Origin of the sequence: Gimesia maris, from assembly GCF_008298035.1 — a bacterium.
Lineage (GTDB): Bacteria > Planctomycetota > Planctomycetia > Planctomycetales > Planctomycetaceae > Gimesia > Gimesia maris.
Genome location: NZ_CP042910.1, coordinates 5263410 through 5284074 on the forward strand (window position 1 = coordinate 5263410; position 20665 = coordinate 5284074).

General features: G+C 48.7%; 16 protein-coding genes. 10 read left to right on the forward strand and 6 right to left on the reverse strand.

Annotation, left to right across the window (positions count from 1 at the left end; all coding sequences use genetic code 11):
• Nucleotides 1-164 precede the first annotated feature (164 nt).
• The 3 genes from GmarT_RS19355 to GmarT_RS19365 all read left to right on the forward strand — a co-directional run bounded on the left by GmarT_RS19355 (nucleotide 165) and on the right by GmarT_RS19365 (nucleotide 4351).
• Nucleotides 165-1688, forward strand: a complete 1524-nt coding sequence (locus tag GmarT_RS19355) for a 2-isopropylmalate synthase (protein ID WP_002647655.1) — start codon at nucleotides 165-167, stop codon at nucleotides 1686-1688.
• 29 nt (nucleotides 1689-1717) lie between these two features.
• Nucleotides 1718-2158 (forward strand): hypothetical protein, encoded by a 441-nt coding sequence (locus GmarT_RS19360; RefSeq protein ID WP_002647654.1) that lies wholly within the window; start codon nucleotides 1718-1720, stop codon nucleotides 2156-2158.
• A 441-nt stretch (nucleotides 2159-2599) separates the two neighbouring features.
• On the forward strand, nucleotides 2600-4351 hold the full coding sequence (locus GmarT_RS19365) for an ArnT family glycosyltransferase (RefSeq protein ID WP_002647653.1): 1752 nt from the start codon (nucleotides 2600-2602) through the stop codon (nucleotides 4349-4351).
• 32 nt (nucleotides 4352-4383) lie between these two features.
• Here the strand turns inward: GmarT_RS19365 and GmarT_RS19370 are convergent, their stop codons facing one another.
• Nucleotides 4384-5034 (reverse strand): molybdenum cofactor guanylyltransferase, encoded by a 651-nt coding sequence (locus GmarT_RS19370; RefSeq protein WP_002647652.1) that lies wholly within the window; start codon nucleotides 5032-5034, stop codon nucleotides 4384-4386.
• A gap of 73 nt (nucleotides 5035-5107) precedes the next feature.
• Between GmarT_RS19370 and GmarT_RS19375 the strand changes: the two genes are divergently transcribed.
• The 6 genes from GmarT_RS19375 (at nucleotide 5108) to GmarT_RS19405 (ending at nucleotide 13241) form a co-directional block, all read left to right on the forward strand.
• The gene (locus tag GmarT_RS19375) at nucleotides 5108-5539 is read left to right on the forward strand and encodes a YkgJ family cysteine cluster protein (RefSeq protein ID WP_002647651.1); all 432 of its coding nucleotides are present in this window, start codon (nucleotides 5108-5110) and stop codon (nucleotides 5537-5539) included.
• Between the two features lie 605 nt (nucleotides 5540-6144).
• On the forward strand, nucleotides 6145-6591 hold the full coding sequence (locus GmarT_RS19380; RefSeq protein WP_002647650.1) for an HU family DNA-binding protein: 447 nt from the start codon (nucleotides 6145-6147) through the stop codon (nucleotides 6589-6591).
• 976 nt (nucleotides 6592-7567) lie between these two features.
• Nucleotides 7568-8506, forward strand: a complete 939-nt coding sequence (locus GmarT_RS19390) for a dihydroorotate dehydrogenase (protein ID WP_044238986.1) — start codon at nucleotides 7568-7570, stop codon at nucleotides 8504-8506.
• Nucleotides 8507-8601: 95 nt separating this feature from the next.
• A complete protein-coding gene (gene trpS, locus GmarT_RS19395; RefSeq protein WP_002647647.1) occupies nucleotides 8602-9582 on the forward strand; it encodes a tryptophan--tRNA ligase in 981 nt (326 codons plus the stop codon).
• A gap of 10 nt (nucleotides 9583-9592) precedes the next feature.
• A complete protein-coding gene (locus GmarT_RS19400) occupies nucleotides 9593-10252 on the forward strand; it encodes a hypothetical protein (protein ID WP_002647646.1) in 660 nt (219 codons plus the stop codon).
• 88 nt (nucleotides 10253-10340) lie between these two features.
• Entirely contained in the window at nucleotides 10341-13241 is a 2901-nt protein-coding gene (locus tag GmarT_RS19405; RefSeq protein ID WP_002647645.1) for an outer membrane protein assembly factor BamB family protein, read from the forward strand.
• A gap of 17 nt (nucleotides 13242-13258) precedes the next feature.
• Here the strand turns inward: GmarT_RS19405 and GmarT_RS19410 are convergent, their stop codons facing one another.
• Nucleotides 13259-14764 carry a sulfatase-like hydrolase/transferase gene (locus GmarT_RS19410; protein WP_002647644.1) on the reverse strand — a complete coding sequence of 502 codons (1506 nt, stop codon included), beginning with the start codon at nucleotides 14762-14764 and terminating at the stop codon, nucleotides 13259-13261.
• A 110-nt stretch (nucleotides 14765-14874) separates the two neighbouring features.
• Between GmarT_RS19410 and GmarT_RS19415 the strand changes: the two genes are divergently transcribed.
• The gene (locus tag GmarT_RS19415; protein ID WP_002647643.1) at nucleotides 14875-15825 is read left to right on the forward strand and encodes an endo alpha-1,4 polygalactosaminidase; all 951 of its coding nucleotides are present in this window, start codon (nucleotides 14875-14877) and stop codon (nucleotides 15823-15825) included.
• Between the two features lie 6 nt (nucleotides 15826-15831).
• Here the strand turns inward: GmarT_RS19415 and GmarT_RS19420 are convergent, their stop codons facing one another.
• From GmarT_RS19420 to glnA, 4 genes are all read right to left on the reverse strand, one after another.
• Nucleotides 15832-16623, reverse strand: a complete 792-nt coding sequence (locus GmarT_RS19420; protein WP_002647642.1) for a phosphoadenylyl-sulfate reductase — start codon at nucleotides 16621-16623, stop codon at nucleotides 15832-15834.
• A gap of 225 nt (nucleotides 16624-16848) precedes the next feature.
• Nucleotides 16849-17664, reverse strand: coding sequence for an HAD-IIA family hydrolase (locus tag GmarT_RS19425; protein WP_044238953.1), 816 nt, complete (start codon nucleotides 17662-17664; stop codon nucleotides 16849-16851).
• Between the two features lie 574 nt (nucleotides 17665-18238).
• Nucleotides 18239-18682 (reverse strand): Hsp20/alpha crystallin family protein, encoded by a 444-nt coding sequence (locus tag GmarT_RS19430; RefSeq protein ID WP_002647640.1) that lies wholly within the window; start codon nucleotides 18680-18682, stop codon nucleotides 18239-18241.
• Nucleotides 18683-19034: 352 nt separating this feature from the next.
• Nucleotides 19035-20447 (reverse strand): type I glutamate--ammonia ligase, encoded by a 1413-nt coding sequence (gene glnA / locus GmarT_RS19435; protein ID WP_002647639.1) that lies wholly within the window; start codon nucleotides 20445-20447, stop codon nucleotides 19035-19037.
• Nucleotides 20448-20665: the final 218 nt, after the last annotated feature.

Here is a 20665-nt window from a genome sequence, read left to right on the forward strand (position 1 = left end):
CTTCTACAAGCCAGGTCTTAGGTTCTTTGTACGATTGTTAATCAAAAACAGCGAAACCCTGAGACCAGATCGGCCTCAGGGTTTTTTATTTTGCCTGCTGGTACTATTCTGGTCTCTCATTAGCCCCCTGACCGGGAGCGGAAATTGACTCATGGAGAAAACCAATGTCCAATGACACAGTAAAGATATTTGACACCACCTTGAGAGACGGTGAACAGTCACCTGGCTGCAGCATGACCACCTCGGAGAAGATGAAAGTCGCCCGGGAGCTTGTCAAACTGGGGGTCGATATCATTGAGGCAGGTTTCCCGATTGCCTCTCCTGGAGATTTTGAAGCTGTTCAGAAAATTGCCAACGAATTTGGCGACCAGACAACCATCTGTGCTCTCGCACGCTGTCGCAAGGAAGACATTGACCGAGCCTGGGAAGCATTAAAAGAAGCAAAACAGACCCGGATTCACGTCTTCCTCGCCACCAGTTCCATCCACCGTGAACATAAACTGAAAATGAATAAAGAACAGATCGTGGAGACGGCAGTCGAAATGGTCAAACGAGCCCGGGATTACTGCCCGGATATCGAATTCTCTCCGGAAGACGCCGCCCGAACCGAGAAAGACTTTCTCTGTGAAGTCGTAGAACGAGCCATTGAAGCCGGAGCCACCACAGTCAATATTCCCGATACCGTAGGCTATGCGACTCCCGCCCATTTTCATGATGTCATCACCACACTGAAAAAAAATGTTTCAAACATAGACCAGGCTATTATCAGCACCCACTGTCATAACGATCTGGGACTCGCTGTCGCAAACAGCCTCGCCGCAGTGGAAGCGGGAGCCCGTCAGGTAGAATGTACCGTTAACGGCTTAGGGGAACGGGCTGGAAACTGCGCTCTGGAAGAGGTCGTGATGGCATTAAAGACACGTGCTGACTATTACGGCGTACATACAAATATTAATACAAAGCGCCTGTATCCAATCAGCCATCTTGTCTCGACAGTGACCGGCATGTCGGTACAACGCAACAAAGCCATCGTCGGGAGAAATGCTTTTGCCCACGAAGCCGGCATTCATCAGCACGGCATGCTGCAGGAACGCACAACTTATGAAATTATGTCACCTGACGATGTTGGTTATGTAGGCACGAATCTGGTCCTCGGAAAACATAGTGGCCGCCATGCGTTTCGCGATCGCATTCAGTCGTTGGGACACACTTTGGACGAAGAAACGTTTGAACGGATTTTCAATGAATTCATCGCGTTAGCTGATAAGAAAAAGGAAATCTACGATTCCGACATTGTTGCCTTGATCGAAAATCAGGCTTCCGATATGCCGGAAAAATGGAAAATCGTCCGCTTTCATACCTCCGCCGGGACGGGAACAATCGCAACCGCAACCATTGAACTGGCAGATGAAACCGGCAAAATTCACTGCGACGCAGCCACCGGTGACGGCCCTGTGGATGCGGTCTTCCGGGCGTTGGAACGCATCTCTGGCATCACAGCAGCACTGGATCAATACCATGTAGGCAGCGTTTCCAGCGGGAAGGATGCTCAGGGCGAAGTTCGGGTAGAAGTTCGTATTAACGGCGAATTGTTTACCGGCCGCAGCGTCAGTACCGATATCATTGAATCCAGCGCCAAAGCGTATCTGCAAGCCATCAACAAAGCAGCTGCGAAACTGGAAAACTGAATACGCCCGGAAACTATTGCTGATCAAATATGACCACTCACGATCCTGAATCAATGCCCCGGATAGTCAAAGGCAGAACCATCGTTCTGGGCCTGTTGATCTTCGGTTTATTGATGTCAGGATCGTTGTATGTTTTTCAGACGATTAACACCTATCACTTCGCCGACACTCAAAACGCCCTGGCAAAAGAGTTTCCCCACTCACGGCCCCGCGTCGAAGGGGGACGCCTCAAAGGAAAACAGCAGAACCCGCTTACTTTTCGCGTGACGATGGCAGTTTCCTTCAACCCCCACGAGCAGAATGAAGATATCGAGCAGATGGCCGATCGCATCCTCGAAATTGCTTCAAAAAATCTGCAGTTAGACGACTATGAGCAGGCGGAACTGCATTTTTATCAGGCAGTCCCCGAACAGCAAATCATCATGCGCGATGTGACACGCGACGTGAAAACCTGGATTAAAAACCACTGAATCCAGCCTGTCCCACCTGTCGCTAAAACAGACAGACCTGTCACTTTCCTCGACTCTGCCATTTTTCAATTTGACAGTTCCTCGATTCGGGCACGTAATCCGGACTGAAAAACAGCATCTTTTCACGATTCTGAGAAATTCCAATGATGGCACAGGCATTGCAATAGAATTATCCGCCTGTCGAATAGAAGCCTCATACACCTGAATCTTATGAGGCGCAATAGAACTGAGGCTTCCCTCCAGCCAGAGTGATGACGCCCGTCTTAAGTTGGCTGGAGGGTGAGCCACCCGATGATCATCCATCTCAATCGGCACCCGATTCAAAACCTGCCTGCATCCTTTTCTACTGCCGGAGTTCACTTCCGTATCCAATCTGATCAGGATATCATCGAACTTTGAGATGTTTCAGATATCCTTCTTTCACTCAGCCTTCGGACAGTTATGGCTTCACTTCAGAAAGTAATACGACGGCCTCCTGTCTTCTGGTCCGTCGTCGGTTTTCTCCTGTTGATCCAATTCTGCCTGGGTCTGTATTCCGCCCGACAGCTGAGTGTCACACATGATGAGTACTGGCATCTGCCAGTCGGGTTTCTGAGTCTGGAAACGGGCCGATTTGACCATGATCGGCTCAATCCTCCTTTGATTCGCAGCTGGTCCGCGCTGCCATTACTGATGACTTCTGCTCAAAGTGGATCTCCGGACCTCTCGTCAGATCCAGCCGATTATGGAGATGCTTTTCTCGAAGCAAATCCGGAAAATTATCAGCATTACTACTTTCTTGGTCGTTGCATGATCCTGCTGCTGTCGTGCGTTTCTGGGCTGTTGCTGGCACTCTGGACACGCGAACTGTTTAGTTCACAGGCAGCCTGTTTTGCCGTTTTCCTGTGGGTGATGAGCCCAAATATCCTGGCAAGCGCAGCATTGGGAACACAGGATCTGGCCATCACAGGTTTTTTTCTGGCGGTGTTCTACTGCGGCTGGAAGTTTGCCTGCTTGCCCACCTGGAAGTGGGCTCTGGTGACCGGTATCGTTTTAGGTCTGGCTCAACTCACAAAGTACACAGCGATTCTGTTAGTCCCCTTACTGCTGATCCAGTGGGTTCTGGTAAGATATAAGAGCCCTGAAATCCAGGAGCGACCTGCAAATAAAACAGTCGTACTCCGCTGGGGAATACTTTTACTATCGAGCCTGTTCATCCTGAATGCCGGTTATCTGTTTCGTGATTCATTACAGCCCGTGAACAGTTATCAGTTCCAAAGTTCCGAGTTAAAAGTGCTGACAGCTCTTCCGGAATTCCTGCAAATCATTCCACTGCCAGTTCCCCGCGATTATCTCATGGGCTTTGATCTGCAACGTTTTATCATGCAACAAACCCACCCCACCTTTCTGGACAATCAGTGGGAAGAGCATGGCTTTCGGTCGTACTACCTCTATACGATGCTTTACAAATTGCCGCACGGGTTTCAGTTTCTGATCGTGATCGCAATTTACAGCTGGTTCAAGCAGCCCCGTTTACTCGCGCGACGGACTCTGGCCGTGCTGCTCACACCGGTTGTGCTACTGCTCTGCATCGCCAGTCTGGCCAATAATCAACTCGGCCTGCGCTATGTTCTACCAGTCTTCCCGTTCATCATTCTGTTGTGCGCTCCCTTAATTGATCAGCTCGACTTTGATCGACATAAAATCCGTTCATATCTGATTCTCATCGCGATGCTTTCTCTTCCACTCTCTCTTCGCTACGCACCAGATCATCTGGCTTATTTTAACGAACTGTCGGGCGGACCGGAACAGGGGGATTCGCACCTTGTCGATTCCAATATTGACTGGGGGCAGGATCTGTATCGACTGCAGGACTATCTGAATCAAAATCCGATAAGCGATTTGAAGCTGGCCTATTTTGGTACAGTTCCCCCAGGCAAACTGGGCATCAAATATGATTTACCTGCTGAGTTTCGCCCTGTCCCCGGGAAATATGCCATCAGCGTCAGTATTCTGCAAGGGCGCCCGTATACACTTCGTAGACAGGACGGCAGTCGTTATAACCTGGAACATGATGCTTTAGGGTTTTTCAGGTTTTTTGAACCTGAAGCACAACTGGGATATTCCATCAACTTTTATGAGGTAACCCCCGAGGATATCGCCCGTTGGCAGACCGCTGTCATGCAGGCCAATCGGAGCATGCGCTCCCCCTGATGCACAAGGCAGGAGCAAAAAAACCGGGCTTGTCACCTGTCAAACGGAACACGGGTCGTTGCTTCCAGTCCGGTTTCACGAAGTAGTTCAAAATACTGTTCGCGGGTATTGATATTTCGTAAACCATGTAACTGGGGATCAATACTTCTCAATTCTTCCACATCCAGAAAAGCACTGTTGACCCGCTCTGCCAGATCAATCGGACGCTGAATCCTTGCTGCCAGCATCTCCTCTATCGTTTCTACCAATGATGTCCGGTACACAGCAGCAAGTGGATGATACCATTGACCTTCCCGAACCATGGCCAGATCATGCTCTGCCAGTTTTGAAAGAATGGCCTGGATCATATCTTTATGTATCAGCGGTGTATCGCAGGCAGACACAAAAGCAGCCTGACAATCGCGTTCCAGTTCCCGTAACCCCAGTGCAATCGCGGGAAGCGGCCCGGCTCCTGGATTTACATCATAGACAACGCGAATCGAATCAGGGATTTCCGGCAATTCCTGATCTCGGGACGCCACAATGATGACAGGAGACACGACTTCGGACACAATGCGAATGACGCGTTGCAGCATCAGTTCTTGACCCAATGGCAACAATACTTTGGGATAATTCATCCTTAAGCTTTCGCCGCCACAAAGAATGATCCCGCCGACCTGGATCTGGTTGTTTGTATTTGACATACTCGCCTCAGTCACTTACAAAATGAACTTCTTTGTTTCAGTTTAACAATTTTATCGTGAAGTGATCTTAATAATGAGTGACCAGAATTCTGAACAGGAACCATGGTATCGCGATGGACTTCATTTTTCCTGCACTCAATGCGGAAACTGTTGTACGGGTGCGCCTGGTGTTGTCTGGGTTGATGAGTCGGAAATCAAGGCGATTGCAGAAGTAACGGGAAAAACAACAGGAGAAATTCTGTTGATGCATACGCGTCTCTATGGCGGGAGACGTTCCTTAACGGAGTTTACCAATGGGGATTGTACATTCTTCGATCCTGAAAAACGATGTTGTACGATCTATGAAGCACGCCCGGCGCAATGTAAAACATGGCCCTTCTGGAATTCCAATCTGGAAAGCCGAGCGAGCTGGGAAGCACTTTCTCCAGACTGCCCGGGCGCAGGTAAAGGTAATTTTGTCAGTTTTGAAGACATTCAGATTCAGGCTGCAAAAACGGACCTGTAACACCCTTCATTAGATAAGGTTACATCAGAGAAATCACTTAGAATGATTTGAGAAAATCTTCTCTACAAATCGAGCTTTCGACGTAAGCTGAATAGTCAGTCGCTCGATTTTCTTTGCGGCACTCAACCAATTGCCATTTATTAAGTATGTATTTTTAAAGAGTTTGGAACACTGAAACATCGCAGATTCAAAGTTTCAGACCCTTTATTCGCAAATTCATCTGAAGATTGTGAAAAAAAATCCATGTCATTAACTGGGAACAATAACAAGTCTGCGAGTTTTTCGGAACCTTGCTGCGCACCGAACAATGTTTTTCCATAAACAACTATAATTACTACACTTACAGCAACATCACATCAACAATTAGACCACAATCCTCATTTCGATCTGCTATTGTTGTATCACCTCTCTCTAGTGAATTCATGTCTAATACGACACCGTTTCAAAGCTGTGACCGAAGATCGGTCTTGACTTACTGTTCAATTGTGGGAAATAATCTATTGTGACACTAAGTCGTGTAACCCATTACAGTTGAGACGGCTCTAGAGTGCCCAGCGGAAGGGCGTAGCTGTCCGACGGCTTCTCAAAATTGGGAGAACCCAGTCGTGACGAAAAAAGAGATTGTCAAAGTGATTTCGGAAGAGATTGGTCTGACACAACTCAAAACAAAAGAGATTGTGCAAAAAACGTTCGATGCGATTGTTGATACACTTGTCACAGACAAGCGTATTGAACTCCGCAATTTTGGCGTTTTCGAAGTCAAAAAACGAGCAGCGCGGAAAGCCAGAAATCCTCGCACAGGTGATCGTGTGGACGTAGAAGAAAAATACGTTGTCACATTCAAGCCTGGCAAGGAGATGGAGAAACGTGTACGCAATCTGGAGGAAGAAGCAGCTCGCTTAAATGCTGCGGCTTCTCAACCTTCAGTGAGTCCCCCTGCAGCTTCGGCACCACCTCCAGCTCCACCGAGCCCGGGTGCCACACCAGGAGCACCATCTATGGGAACCTATAATAACGGTTCCTACAGTTCAGGATCTCAGCATACACCTTAGAGCCGCTTTCCAAAGACATTATTGTTGAAAGAACTGGTATGAACTTTCTCATAGCCGGTCTGTTTTATGGTACACAAACAGCCCGGCTTTTTTTACGTACTGAGCTGGTCTGCTAAAGTGAATGTTTGTCACTTGAAGTCAGTGGCAAACCAGTCTAACTGATAATCTAAATCAGCCGCTTCAACCGGATTACCAAAATAATTGGAATAATCCGCATTTTTTACCAAAGTCACCTGATCTGAATGTCGATAAAACGACCTAGAGGAAATTAAAAGCGGCATTTATAATCCTGCCTCTCCAATCTCCTCGCATCACAATTCAGCACTTTAACCCCTTCGATATCGGTTTGATGCCTTTCATTCAATGGTTTGAATTAAGGGATCGTTGCCTGGGATCAAGACCAGCAAATATGGCACGACCATATCATGGAGAAAAAAATGCGTAAGTTCCTATTGGCCAGCATGTTAATTGCAGTATCCCTCACTCAGGTTGGATGCGTGGTTCCTATCTACTCATCTTCGCGAGATGATCGTGCTCGTCAATTGATATTCCAGTCAGAAAGTATGCGGCACATTCCTAAAATCTGGGAACGAATCTGGGGGCTCGACATGCCGGACGTGGCAACCCCCTACCGTACCCATGGTGGTGTTATTTAGTACTTGTAATTCAGGGACTATCTCGCAAGTCGTTTGACTGGATAGATTCCAGTCGAACCGACTGATGCATAGAAACTATTCGAAGCTGCCTGGAATCAGTTCCAGGCAGCTTTTCTTGCTATGGGGGTAATTGATTCCCTACCGCCTTAACTGGTCCTCACCATCCGGGAACGCTAAGATGTGACTCAGCGGATTTCACGCCCTAACAGTATCATGCCTTGGTTGGTGAATAGCCTCTGGAACCAGATGGTTCGCCTGGCATATCTTTGATAAATAAACAGAATGATCACGTAGCCTGCGGCTACATGGACCTGACTTACATGAATGCCTCAACCCAAACGGACCCCTTAGCGGTTTCCCTGAACCGCCTGCAGCTCAAAAATCCCATTCTCGTTGCCTCGGGAACGTTCGGATACGCGAAAGAAATGGCAGCATTTCTGGATTTTTCCCGCCTGGGAGGCATTATCCCCAAGACGATTACCACAGAGCCACGCATCGGTAATCCACCTCCACGTACTGTAGAGACCAGTGCCGGCCTGCTTAATTCTATTGGTCTGGATAACGACGGAATCGATCTTTTTCTGGAAAAGCAACTGAATTACCTTTCCTCGCTTGAAACAGCCCTGATCGTTAATATTGCCGGACGCAGTATTGATGAAATGGCTGTCATGGCCTCCCGGCTGGATCAATACTCAGATCAGATCACGGCCCTCGAGCTGAATATCTCCTGTCCGAACGTCAGCGGTGGCGTCGATTATGGTACCCGGCCTGAGATGACTGAAAAAATGCTAAAGCAGGTCACTGAAAGCTGCCAGTTACCCATCATCGCGAAGCTGACACCAAACGTCACCAGCGTTGTTGAGATCGCACAGGCTGCCAGCGCAGGGGGTGCTGACGCGGTCTCCCTGATCAATACCGTACAGGGAACCGCAATCGACTGGCGCCGTCGAAAACCGATATTGGGTGGCATTTTTGGAGGCCTGAGTGGCCCCGCAATTAAACCGGTGGCGTTACGGGTTGTCTGTCAGGTGGCCCGCGCTGTCGACGTCCCCATTATTGGAGTCGGTGGCATTGCCAACATTGATGATGTCATGGAATTCATCGTCGCAGGAGCTTCAGCCGTTCAAATTGGAACCGCAAACTTCTACAATCCGGGCCTTGCGGCACAACTGGTCAGCGAACTGGAAGGGATACTGGTTTCCGAAAAATGCTCGCATATCAGCGAACTTGTAGGTTCGCTGGAGTATCCAGAACGTTAAACCACCATGCTTTTCTGTCTTAGATGCAGTACTGCTGATCAAAATTCTCTCAGTCAATTTACTCTCAGTTTTAAAGTTATATAGAAAATCCTTTCATGCGAGTGTTATCTGGAATCCAACCGACGGGCCGTTTCCACTGGGGAAATTATTTTGGCGCGATCAAGCAATACATTGATCTTCAGGAAAATGAACAGGCTTTCTACTTTATTGCCGACCTGCACGCCCTGACCACGATCCGAGATGGCAAACGCTTACATCAAAACACAATGGAAGCGGCCATCGATCTCCTGGCATTAGGACTGGATCCCCAAAAAGCTACCCTGTTCCGACAGTCGGACGTTCCCGAGATTACCGATCTCACGTGGATCCTGATGACGATTACCCAGCTGAGTCTGCTGGAAAAATGTCACGCCTACAAAGATAAGAAAGAAAAAGGGATCGCCGCTGACGCGGGGCTCTTTACTTACCCTGTACTGATGGCTGCCGACATTTTGCTGTATGACAGTGATCTGGTCCCCGTGGGACAGGATCAGATTCAACATGTCGAGGTCACACGCGACCTGGCTCAGCGATTCAATTCCCTGTTTGGGGAAACCCTGATTCTGCCCGAATCGCGAGTTCTGGATACGTCCGCTAAAGTGCCTGGCATAGACGGCGAAAAGATGTCCAAGAGTTATAAAAATGTAATCGAAATATTTGAGGATCCCAAAAAACAGCGTAAGAAAGTCATGTCGATCAAAACCGACTCTGCGACGCTCGAAGACCCCAAAAATCCGGACACCTGTGCCGTCTACGCCCTGTATAAACTCTTCGCCAATGACGAACAACAGGCAGAACTGGCACAGCGATATCGTGCGGGGGGGATGGGGTATGGAGAGGCAAAACAGGCCGTGCATGATGCTGCTCTTGAATATTTTGGACCAGCCCGAGAACGAAGAGAACAGCTTGCTGCAGATACCAGCACCCTGAATGATATTCTGGCTGAAGGTGCCCACAAAGCCAGAGAAAAAGGAAAACAGGTTCTGGACCGGGTTCAAGCCGCCTGTGGTCTGGGTTCAAAACATTTAGCAAAATGAAACTGACTGTATGATGGATCAGCCTGCAGTATCCCAGCCCGAGCCTACCAGTTCCTGGTCCGGATTCATTCAATGGTTCTGTATCGGACTGGTACTGATAATGGCCCTGTCGATCCTGGCAGTCCATCTGCCAGAACGCCTGAAGTTATTGCTTGTTTATTCTGTCGTCTACGGAATGATCGTCGGTGCAGCCCTGACAACACTGGCATTCAAACTGGGGCTGTCCCTAAAGCGGTCTCTGCTCGTCGCAATCCTGTGCCTGACTGTATTTGGACAGTCTCTGGTCCTGTATCTGTCACATCAACGATATAAAGAAGCGACGTTGCAGCAATTCAAAATGGACAAGACATCATTGATGCTGGAGCACACGCTGGCGAAAGGCGAACCTCCTTCTGATCCAGAAGCTCGTAAACAACATGAAGAGTTTATCAAACAGTTTGAATCCGCCAAACAGGAACGAAGAGACAAAGAACAACAACTACTCGAGATTTCTTCGTATCTGCAACATCGTATTTCGCCAGTTGCACGCCTGGAAACACCGTGGCCTCAACTCTTCTGGTTCATTGAACTGATCCTCTGCTGCGTGGCGGCAATCTGGGCCAGTTTACAGGTCCCACGCCCGGAATCTCCCGCTTCGACTGCCGAAGCGCCCCCGCTGGATAAGAGTTGAATCTGTCTGTCACACATGATAGCTTGACACTCTGAGAGACAGCTTTCTCAACTTCTGCTTTCCACTTTCCAGAAAAGGGTCTGGCTGAATGCACTGTCCTGCTTTGAGAGTCTACCTGCTGCCGCTTCTGCTGATTCCTTTAATGGGAGCATCCGTCAGAGCCAGCGACTGGCCGATGTGGCGTCTGGACCCTGCCCGCTCTGCCCATACAGAACAATCACTTCCCGAGTCTCTTCATCTGCAGTGGGTACATCGGCTCCCACCACTGGAACCGGCTTTTAAAAATGAACGTCTGCAGTTTGACGCCGGTTATGAACCTGTTGTCAAAGATGGTATTCTGTTTTATGGTTCTTCACTGAATGACAGTGTGACGGCACTCGATCTCCAAACGGGGAAACCACTCTGGCAGTTCACGACCGATGGACCGGTTCGTTTTGCCCCGGTTGCCTGGAAAGACACTGTCTACTTTGGTTCGGATGACGGTTGTCTCTATGCCGTTTCTGCCCAGACAGGAAATCTGATCTGGAAGTTTCGTGCAGTACCATCTAAGCGTCTGATTCTGGGGAATCGGCGTCTGATATCTGTCTGGCCTGTACGGGGAGGCCCCGTCATTGAAAATGACACCGTTTATTTTGCAGCGGGAGTCTGGCCTTTCGAGGGTGCTTTTGTTTACGCCCTCGATACGACAACCGGCAAAGTTAAATGGATGAATGATCGCCTGGGATTCCTGTATGGTCAACACCCCCATGCTGCAGAAGCCCTGGGGGGCGTAACACCACAAGGCTATCTGGTGATCTCAGACGAAGAATTAATTGTTCCCTGTGGTACTGCTTTCCCGGCCCGCCTGAATAAACAGACGGGAAAACTGATTGAGTTTGAATTGCCCAAACCGGGACGCACTCCTGGAGGCTGGTTTACAGCCGCCGGCAAGGCAGCACGACGAGGCGAAACTGCAGTTGCCACTCCCAGTCTGCAATTCGACCGCGATGTCAATTCAGCCCGTCATGAAAATGGTCAGAATTATGGTCCCGATGGCAAGCGCGGGCTCAGGCAGCAGATTCAGGTCGGCGACCAGAGTCTTAAATATCAGGCAGCCATCCCGGGCGTGCAGGGAACCATCCATTCTCTACTCGCCACATCAGATCACTTGATTGCCGTGACACTCGAAGGCAGCATTTATTGTCTGGGACCGGGTAAAACGACACCAGTCACATATGACTCATCCTTACTGGAAGAGACAGCTTCAGAATCAAATCCGCTCCCAAATGCTTCATTACCTGCTATGTTTTCTGACCAGCTTCAAGCGGGCGGTTATGTCCTTCTGGCAGGAATTCCAGATGCAAAACTACTTAATACATTGCTGACTCAGCCACAGCTGCAAATCATTTACCAGGAAAATCATTCCGGTCAGGTCAAACTTCTGCGTCAGCTGTATTTAGAACGAGGTCAGACCAGTTCAAAACTGGCATTCCTCCCTGGTCCGCTCAGCGAATACGAACTTCCCGCCTACTTTGCGCAGACGATTATCGCTGCTGAACCCGTTTATTCTGGAATGAAAACTTACTCAGAACTGATTTCCGTGCTCTACCCATCACTCAGACCCTATGGTGGCACGTTATTCGTGAAAACCTCAGAAGCGGATCATCAAAAGCTGGCTGCAGAGTTCAAAAATCTCTCCCAGGCTAAAATTTCTCGCAAAGACGGTTATTCGGTGTTTAAAAAAGCGGGTGCCATCCCTGGATCTTCCAACTATACCGGCGGCTGGTCCAGCCCGGATGAGCTTGTAAAAGCTCCAGTCGGGGTGCTCTGGTATGACGACAGCGTGGGGAATTTTAAACGGGCTCCTCAACCACTGTTTGTAGACGGGGTCATGATTTCCCATTCGAAATACTGGCAGGGTTACCCCGCAGGGATTCGTCCTCCCTACAAATTACTTGCCCCCCAGTTTGCTGACGTCTATACGGGTAGAAAGCTGGATGCCACACAGGCAGAAATGCTGACCACAGAATTGCCCACGCTCGATCAAACTCAAAAGCAACCCAGTCAGTATCGCCCCCCCTATCAGAAAAACGACTGGAGTCCTGCGCCTCCCGTCATCGGCGAACGCACCAACCCACTCACAGGCGATACAGAGCCACGTGCTTTCCCCAAGAGTTATGGCTGCGATGGAGGTGTCGACTACAGCTACCTTTATACCATGCGATCCGGAACAGCAGCGTTCTACGACAAGCGAGTCGAAAGCGGAACGATTCATATCAGTGGCCCCCGCTCGGGCTGCACTAACAGCATCGTACCAGCCAATGGTTTGCTCAACGTCCCCTACTATTTCCAGGGATGTACCTGCAGCTATCCCCTGCCAGTCGGACTCTCCATGATTTCCATGCCCGAGACACATGAGCAATGGATGGTCTGGGGAAAAAGCGATGTACAGCAGGTTCACCGGGTGGGTTTGAACTTTGGTGCGCCCGGTGACCGCATGACCGACAAAGGGACACTCTGGCTGGATACTCCCAGTGTGGGTGGCCCTTCTCCGGAACTTGATCTGCAGATCAGTCCGAAATCAGTCAAGGCTTTCTATGAACATTCTCTCTGGATAGAAGGAGGCCGTGGCTGGCCATGGGTTGGTGCATCCGGAATCACGGGGGTCCGAGAGATCAGTTTGAAGCAAATCAAAGCGGGAGATTACACGGTCCGGCTTTATTTCAGAGAGCCGGAGTATTCCAGTACCGGGCAACGGGTCTTCGATATTTCACTCAATGGAAAGCCCCTGATCAGCCAGCTTGATGTTTTACAGGAAACACAATCCAACCAGAAGATCCTGGTACGCGAGTTTTCACAAATCCATCTCGATAATGATTTGAATCTGACATTGACCGCACAGAAGAGAGAACCATTGATTTGCGGCCTGGAACTGATCGAGCAGAGTCTGCCAATCGATTCCATAGTGGAACTGCCTTCTCAAAAACAGGAACTGCTTACGAAACCCTGATGCGAGTTCCCTGACGTTTAATAATCGCGAAATGGGCCTCGGGGTTCTGCATCGGCCATCTGTTTTTTCCAGTTCGCAAAATGGTTCTTCATTTCTTCCAGTTTTTTAGGATGGGTTGGGGAGAGATCATGTTTCTCACCAATATCCTGTGACAGGTCAAACAGGCCACTCCCCTTTTCCGACTCCACCCATTTCCAGTGTCCGACCCGCGCGGCTTTATCCTCGCGGCGTTGCCAGTACATTTCGTTTCGGGGAGAGGTTGTTTTCCCCATCAGAACAGGCAACATGTCGTAACCATCGATGACAACATTTTCTGGCAGAGGAATCGCTGCTTCTTTAAGAAATGTCGGAACCAGTTCCAGTGATGTCAGCAGTTCATCATTCACCGTACCCGGTTTAATTTTGGCGGGGTAGCGCACCAGGCAGGGTACGCGGATTCCCCCTTCGAACATCATCCCTTTTTTCCCTTTGAGAGGGCTGTTATCAGCGCCTCCGCTGCCTCCGTTGTCAGAAAAGAAGACCACAATGGTATTGTCAGCAATTTGATATTCGTCCAGCAAACCCAGCACTTCGCCAATCGCATCGTCCATGCAGGTGATAGAGGCCACATACTCCAGTCGTCTTTTACTTGCTGAAACTCCCTGATGAATCACCGGTCCATCCGGACGTTCCCGAAATTCATAGCGCCCGGTTTTCTTCTTTGTCACCAGGGTATCCTTCAAATGCGGATACATGTTTTTGTATTTTTCCGGAGCCTGCGCTCCGCCACGAATTCGAGGATCCAGGCTGGAGGCACCGTGGGGTGCGTTGAAAGGCAAATAAAGAAAAAATGGTTTCTGATGATTCTCTTTGATAAAACGAACCGCTTCCCGCTGAAACAGGTACGTGCAATACGTGCCTTTGTCTTCCTCTGTGGGCTGATTATTGCGATACATTGAAGGCACGCCATATCGCTCGTGAGTGAAGTAGTCGATGCCGGTATTCGTAAATCCATAAAAATCATCGAACCCCCTGGCGAGAGGCAGGAACCGCTTGTGAATACCCAGATCCCATTTTCCATAAATGGCGCTGACATAACCTGCCGGTTTCAACAACGCCGGCAGTAACTTTTCGCGGACGTCCATCCCGCCTATCCGTTCGAAGGTCACTTCATATTCCGCAGGCTTGTATTTATGACCAAAATCAGGTGCTTCATTGCGAATCATGTCATAGATACCGTTTCGCTGTGGATAGCGGCCGGTCAACAGACTACCTCGACTCGGAGTGCAGGCAGGCCAGGTGACATAGAAGCTGGTCAACTTCGCTCCTTCTTTTGCCAGGCGATCCAGATGAGGAGTCATAATTTCCTCACTGCCAAAGCTCCCCAGATCCCGATATCCCTGATCATCGCTGACAATCATAATGATATTGGGAGGCGTTTCGGCTGCTTTCAACCCGAACGCCGAACACAGACAAAACAGCAGAGCCAGACTGATGAATCTGCAAGTGGTATGATATTTGGACTGAACCTGATTCTGACTCATGCTGTACTTCCAGATTATTCAACAAAGGAAACTTTTGACAAAACAACAAGCTCATCTAGAATAACAGATGCCTTTGAGAAAATACAAACAACTGCTCTGGGAACGATACCATGAAATTACGTACGCTTCAGCTACTGCTCTTCGTTCTCTGCCTGATAATCTCAACGATTCAGCCTCTTTCAGCTATGGAGCAAAAACGCTTCATACCTGCCGGCTTTCAACTCTATTACGGCAGCGATCCACAGGTATTAGACCAGTTACAGCAGCGTATCCAGCCGGGCCAGGTGATTGTCATAGAACTTCGCGGTCTGTCTCCAGCACAGATCCAAAAGCTGGCTGATCGAGCTCATCAGGAAAAAGCAAAACTGATCGCGTATCTCAGTGTGGGAGAACTGGGACAGATTGAATACCAGAATTTTCAACAGTATTTACAACAACATGCCCCCCAGATTTCTCTGGCAGACCTGACGCTCAGTAAAAACGAAACGTTCCAGTCATGGCAGATGGATGTCAGCCAGCCTGCCTGGCGCGATTTTCTGATTCAGCGGGTCAAGCAGATCTATCAACAACCCGTTGATGGCCTGTTTCTGGATACCGTCGATACGGTTGATTTCTATATCACGAATCAAGCCTGGAAAATTCCACGTAGAGTGCAAAGTGTGAAAGCCATGGTTGCTCTGATCCGTGAGGTCAAAGCGGTATCACCAGAAAAGTTCATCCTGCAGAACCGGGGGCTAAATCTGATTGGCAATTCCGTCTTTGTGGGGGATGCCACAGGAGTCTTTGTTCCGGGGCTGAATCTGCAGCAGGTGCATCCTCACAATCCGGATGGTTTACTCTGGGAGTCTGCTTACATGCATGCCGGTGACTGGATCGAGTCAAAAGAACGCGAGATGATTCAAATCCAGAAGCAGGGTTTCACATCAGTATTCACGCTTGGTTATACAGATACAAACGCCGAGCGCAACCAGTTCTTCCAGAAAAGTCGCGCTGCCGGTTTCATTCCCGCCTGGGGGAGTTCCACAACACGATTACACCTGGAACTGACAGAGTCTGAGTGACTTCCATTAGATCATGAAGTCGGTTTCACGTCCCAGAATTCGATCCACCAGATCCTGAGGAAGTTCAATCGAAGGTGCATGTTTACCTGCGACATCGGTCGGATTAATTCCGCAATACTGAGACCAGGGCCCCAGATGCCGCCAGCGGCCGGCTCGACCGGGTTCACTCTCCATAACCGGAGTCGTACACCGGTTACATCCGATCGTAGGATATCCCTGCCGATGCAATGGGTTGGTAATGATCTGATTCTCTTCAAGATAAGCCTGAAATTCTTCTTTGGAAAGACTGGCGAGAATATTGACCCGCAGACAGTTCATCGCGGGGTCAATCGCCAGGATCGGTACATTAGCACGCTGTCCGCCATCCGCGCGACGCAGGCTCCCAATCAGGGCGTCGTATTGTTCGGCGACCTGGATCAATGGCTGCGTTTTACGTAAATCACAGCACTGCTCCTGTCCTTCAACGGAAAGATAGAGAATACCGAGTTCTTCTGTCTGTTCCTGCATTGTTTTCTCAGGCATGAGCGTGACGATATTGACGCCATACTCTTGAATCAGGCGATCCCTGGTTTCGAGGGTTTCCTGAAACAGAACTCCGGTATCGACAAACAGAATGGGAATGTCGGCCTTAATCTCACTCAACATATGGGCGACGACACACCCCGCACGCTGCATCGACGATAATGCTGCGAGACGTGTGCCAAACATTTCCTGTGCCCAGTGGATCAGTTCCAACGGTGTCCGTTCTTCAAAGGACTCGTTCAGATCTGATAAATCGGCCTGTGTCAGACGTGCCATTCAAGTATTCCTGCTGCTGTTTCCTTTCAATCGATAAGAAAACGGCAGATCATCGAAGTTCCTGCAAAATCCTGTAAAAATAGTACGGAATCACAATATCGTGATATTTTCAGGAATTGTAGCGAACCATCAGAAATACCTCAATGCGCGCATGAACGGGTTCTGAACCAATCAGAGCGAATTTCCCCTGTAATCACAAAAGAAAGTCCCACGACAGTTAGATTTTCAGGCCAGTAACCGCTCCGCTGTATGAAATCGAGTCCGTTCGTACTGAAAGAACTCGTCATTATTCAGATCAGCAATACTGTCCACTACCAGGTCAGGCTGATACGCGAAATTCGCCAGATCGGATAACGCCGTCCCCCCAGAAAGTACCAGCACCGAACGGTAACCCATCTCAACACCTCCCAGAATGTCCGTTTCCATCGTGTCACCGATCATTGTGGTCTGGGCTGAAGAAATACCAAGCTCCTGCCGGGCACTTCGCATCATGACCGGACTGGGTTTACCAACACTGAAAGCCTGTTTCTTGGTTGCTGCTTCCAGCATGGCGACAATCGCACCACAACCGGGTCGGGGACCATTCTGAGTCGGGCAGTTCGGATCCATATTGGTGGCAATCAGCTTGGCACCATTTTCAATCATGCGAACAGCCGCTTCGATCATTTCGAAGTTCATCGAACGACCTTCGCCGACGACCACATAATCGGGATCATGATCGACTATCGAATATCCATTTCTGTGCAATGCATGCAACAGCCCTCCTTCTCCAATCACATAAGCGGTCCCATTCGGTTTACTTTGTGCCAGAAAGCGGGCTGTCGCCATGGCGCAGGTAAAAATATGCTCTTCACCTACAGTAATCCCCATCCGGGATAATTTCGTAACAACATCACGGCGGGTTCGCTGACTGTTATTGGTTAAAAACATGAAAGGCAGATCACGTTTTTTCAACTCGTTGATAAATCCAACTGCCCCGTCAATCAGGTCAGTCCCACGGTAAATCACACCATCCATGTCAATCAAAAATCCTGGTAACATCACGTTCAGTCCTTGAATTAATAAAATGAGTCGAGACTCATGGGGAGATCTTCAGATGCTGGAGCGCGCTCACTGTAAAATCAGTGTTTGAATCGGGTCTTGGAATATTGCCTGCCGTTCACAGACGAATTGACTTATTAGTTTTCAACTCCAATTTGACCATCAGAACAATTCATATCAGGTAGCATCTGCTGAAGAAATTTTGGCGCATTTCTAAGAAACATGATTCAAGGACTTCGCAATTGTCGTGCCGGAGTCCGGGCCCCCTGATGAATCACGACACCCCCTCATCAACCTAAACCCTTATTCATAAAGGACATTAAGCGTGCACTACTTTGCAGGATTGATCTGAAAAGCATGAAATCTTTACCAGGACCTCATACTGAGCATCTACGGGGGACTTAGCATTTAGGCGACGTTGCTCAGGAAATAGTCACGTCCGGACTGATTGATGGAACCGATCGCTGTCCTGATAACGGAGTCCCAATAAGAAAATAACCCTGGTCAGCTTCGAAATGCTGACCAGGGCAGAGCAACCAACCAGATCTATTAAAATCTGAAACGGAGTTAGCGGTTATTCAGATTTTGTAACATCATGAATCTCAATTTTTTTCGGTTGCATTTCCAGCTTCTTATCCAGAACAACCGTCAGAACTCCTGAGTCAAGAGTCGCATTCACGGAAGCCGGATCGGCCCAGTCTGGCAGATGCACCACTCGTTTAAACTTGCCATAATGTCGTTCATTATGCAGAAATTCACGTTCTTCCACAGCTTTACGCTCTCCCGTGAGGATCAGGTGACCATCCTGGATATCCAGTGACAGTTCTTCCTTCTTCATACCCGGAACATCAAGCGCAATGTGATACTTGCTGTCTTCTTCCCAGACTGATAATGGTGAATATGCCCCTTCCAGACCGGACAATGGCTTTCCAAACATCTGACTGAATGCATCATCTAACTCGTTACGAAGATTAGCTGAGAAGGGAAACCCTAGTTTGTGAGTGCGTGTGCTTAACATCTTTTTTGCTCCTTTAATATAGAAACAACTTTGGTTGAGTTATGGATACCCCGAAGGGTTTTATTCCGTTTTTGGCTGATATCACCAAATGCATAACCTGTGCCATTTTAGACATTGAACACATAATTTTCTCACATATCGTTTAATAACAACCACTTAAGAATCACTATAATTCTGCACCCCAGGGATCCACTGAGTCCAACCGTACACAAAACATGCCCTTTTGGCAGCAATCACACACCCTGCAAGGCTGCCATTTAGGCACCATGGCTATCAAAGCAAAAAAACTCGCAGTAAATCAGGCGACTTACTGCGAGTCAAATTATTCCTTCAGACTACAATTGCACTCAGATCAGGCATTGTAGTAGAGATCGAACTCATAAGGATGAGGGCGTAATCGAATAGGATCCAACTCTTCAGTCCGTTTGAACTTGATGAATGCCTTAATCAGGTCTTCACTGAAGACATCGCCAGCGGTCAGGAAGGCGCTATCTTCTTCCAGAGCGACTAACGCTTCATCCAGAGATTTGGGAGCCACATTCGTCTCAGCCAGTTCTTCGGGTGTCATATCATAGATATCACGATCCAGTGGTTCACCGGGATCAATCTTATTCTGCACACCGTCAATCATGGCCATCATCAACGCGGTAAAGCTCAAATAGCCATTGGCTGTTGGGTCCGGACAACGAAACTCAACGCGTTTCGCTTTAGGACTTCCGGAGTACATGGGAATACGGCAGGAAGCAGAACGGTTACGTTGACTCATCGCCAGCGTCACAGGAGCTTCGAAGCCAGGTACCAGACGATGGAAGCTGTTGGCAGTCGGGTTGGAAAGAGCAATCAGGGCTCGGCCGTGCTTCAGAATTCCACCAATCGCATGCAGAGCCAGTTCACTCAGCCCGGCATAGCCATCACCGGCCATCAGCGTATTGCCATCTTTCCACAATGAGATATGCGTATGCATGCCGGAACCATTATCATCAAAAACAGGTTTAGGCATGAACGTAACAGTTTTCCCATTACGCTTGGCAACATTCTTGATGATGTACTTGTACCACATGAACTGGTCAGCCATCTGCAGCAGTGGTGAAAATTCCATATCAATTTCACACTGGCCTGCAGTAGCAACTTCATGATGATGAGCTTCGACTACGATGCCCACTTTCTGAAGCTCATCGACCATTTCAGCACGCAAATCACCATAGGTGTCAGTCGGAGCAACGGGAAAGTATCCGCCTTTATAACCAACTTTATGTCCCAGGTTCCCCTCTTCAGAACGGCCTGTATTCCAGGCGGCTTCAGAAGAATCGATTTCGTACATGGCGCCTCTCTGGTTGGAGAGATAACGCACATCATCAAAAATAAAGAATTCCGGTTCTGGTCCAATAAAGCAGGAATCGGCAATCCCCGTCTGCTGCAGATAGGCCAGACCTTTTTTAGCGACATTTCGCGGGTCTTTATTGTAATCCTCTTTGGTAATCGGATCGACGATATCAGCCAGCACACTCACAGTAGGTGACTTGAAAAACGGATCGAGTTTTACAGACGCCGGATCAGGCACAGCCAGCATGTCTGAGCTGTCAATTGTCTGCCAACCGCGAATCGAAGATCCGTCAAAACCGACACCATCTTCGAAAGTACCTTCATCCCAGGTACTGATGGGGTAAGAACAGTGCTGCCAGGTTCCAAAGATGTCGGTGAACTTCAAGTCGACCATCTTGGCGCCGTTTTTTTCTGCAAAAGCAAAAAAGTCTTTGGGAGTCATCGCAATTTGCTCCTCTATAAATTCTGAATAAACCAGCAGGTGTAGAGGTCCGCCATACTCTGTCCTGCGTAGAACCGATCATTTCCAAAATAAGTTCAAGCAAAGACCGCAGTTGGTAAAGAAAATCACCAGTCTACGTGTAAGCAATTCAGTTAAAACCAAAACGATTCAGATATTGGAACGCTTTTCTCTTTACTCGTTTTTGCCATGAGTGCCAC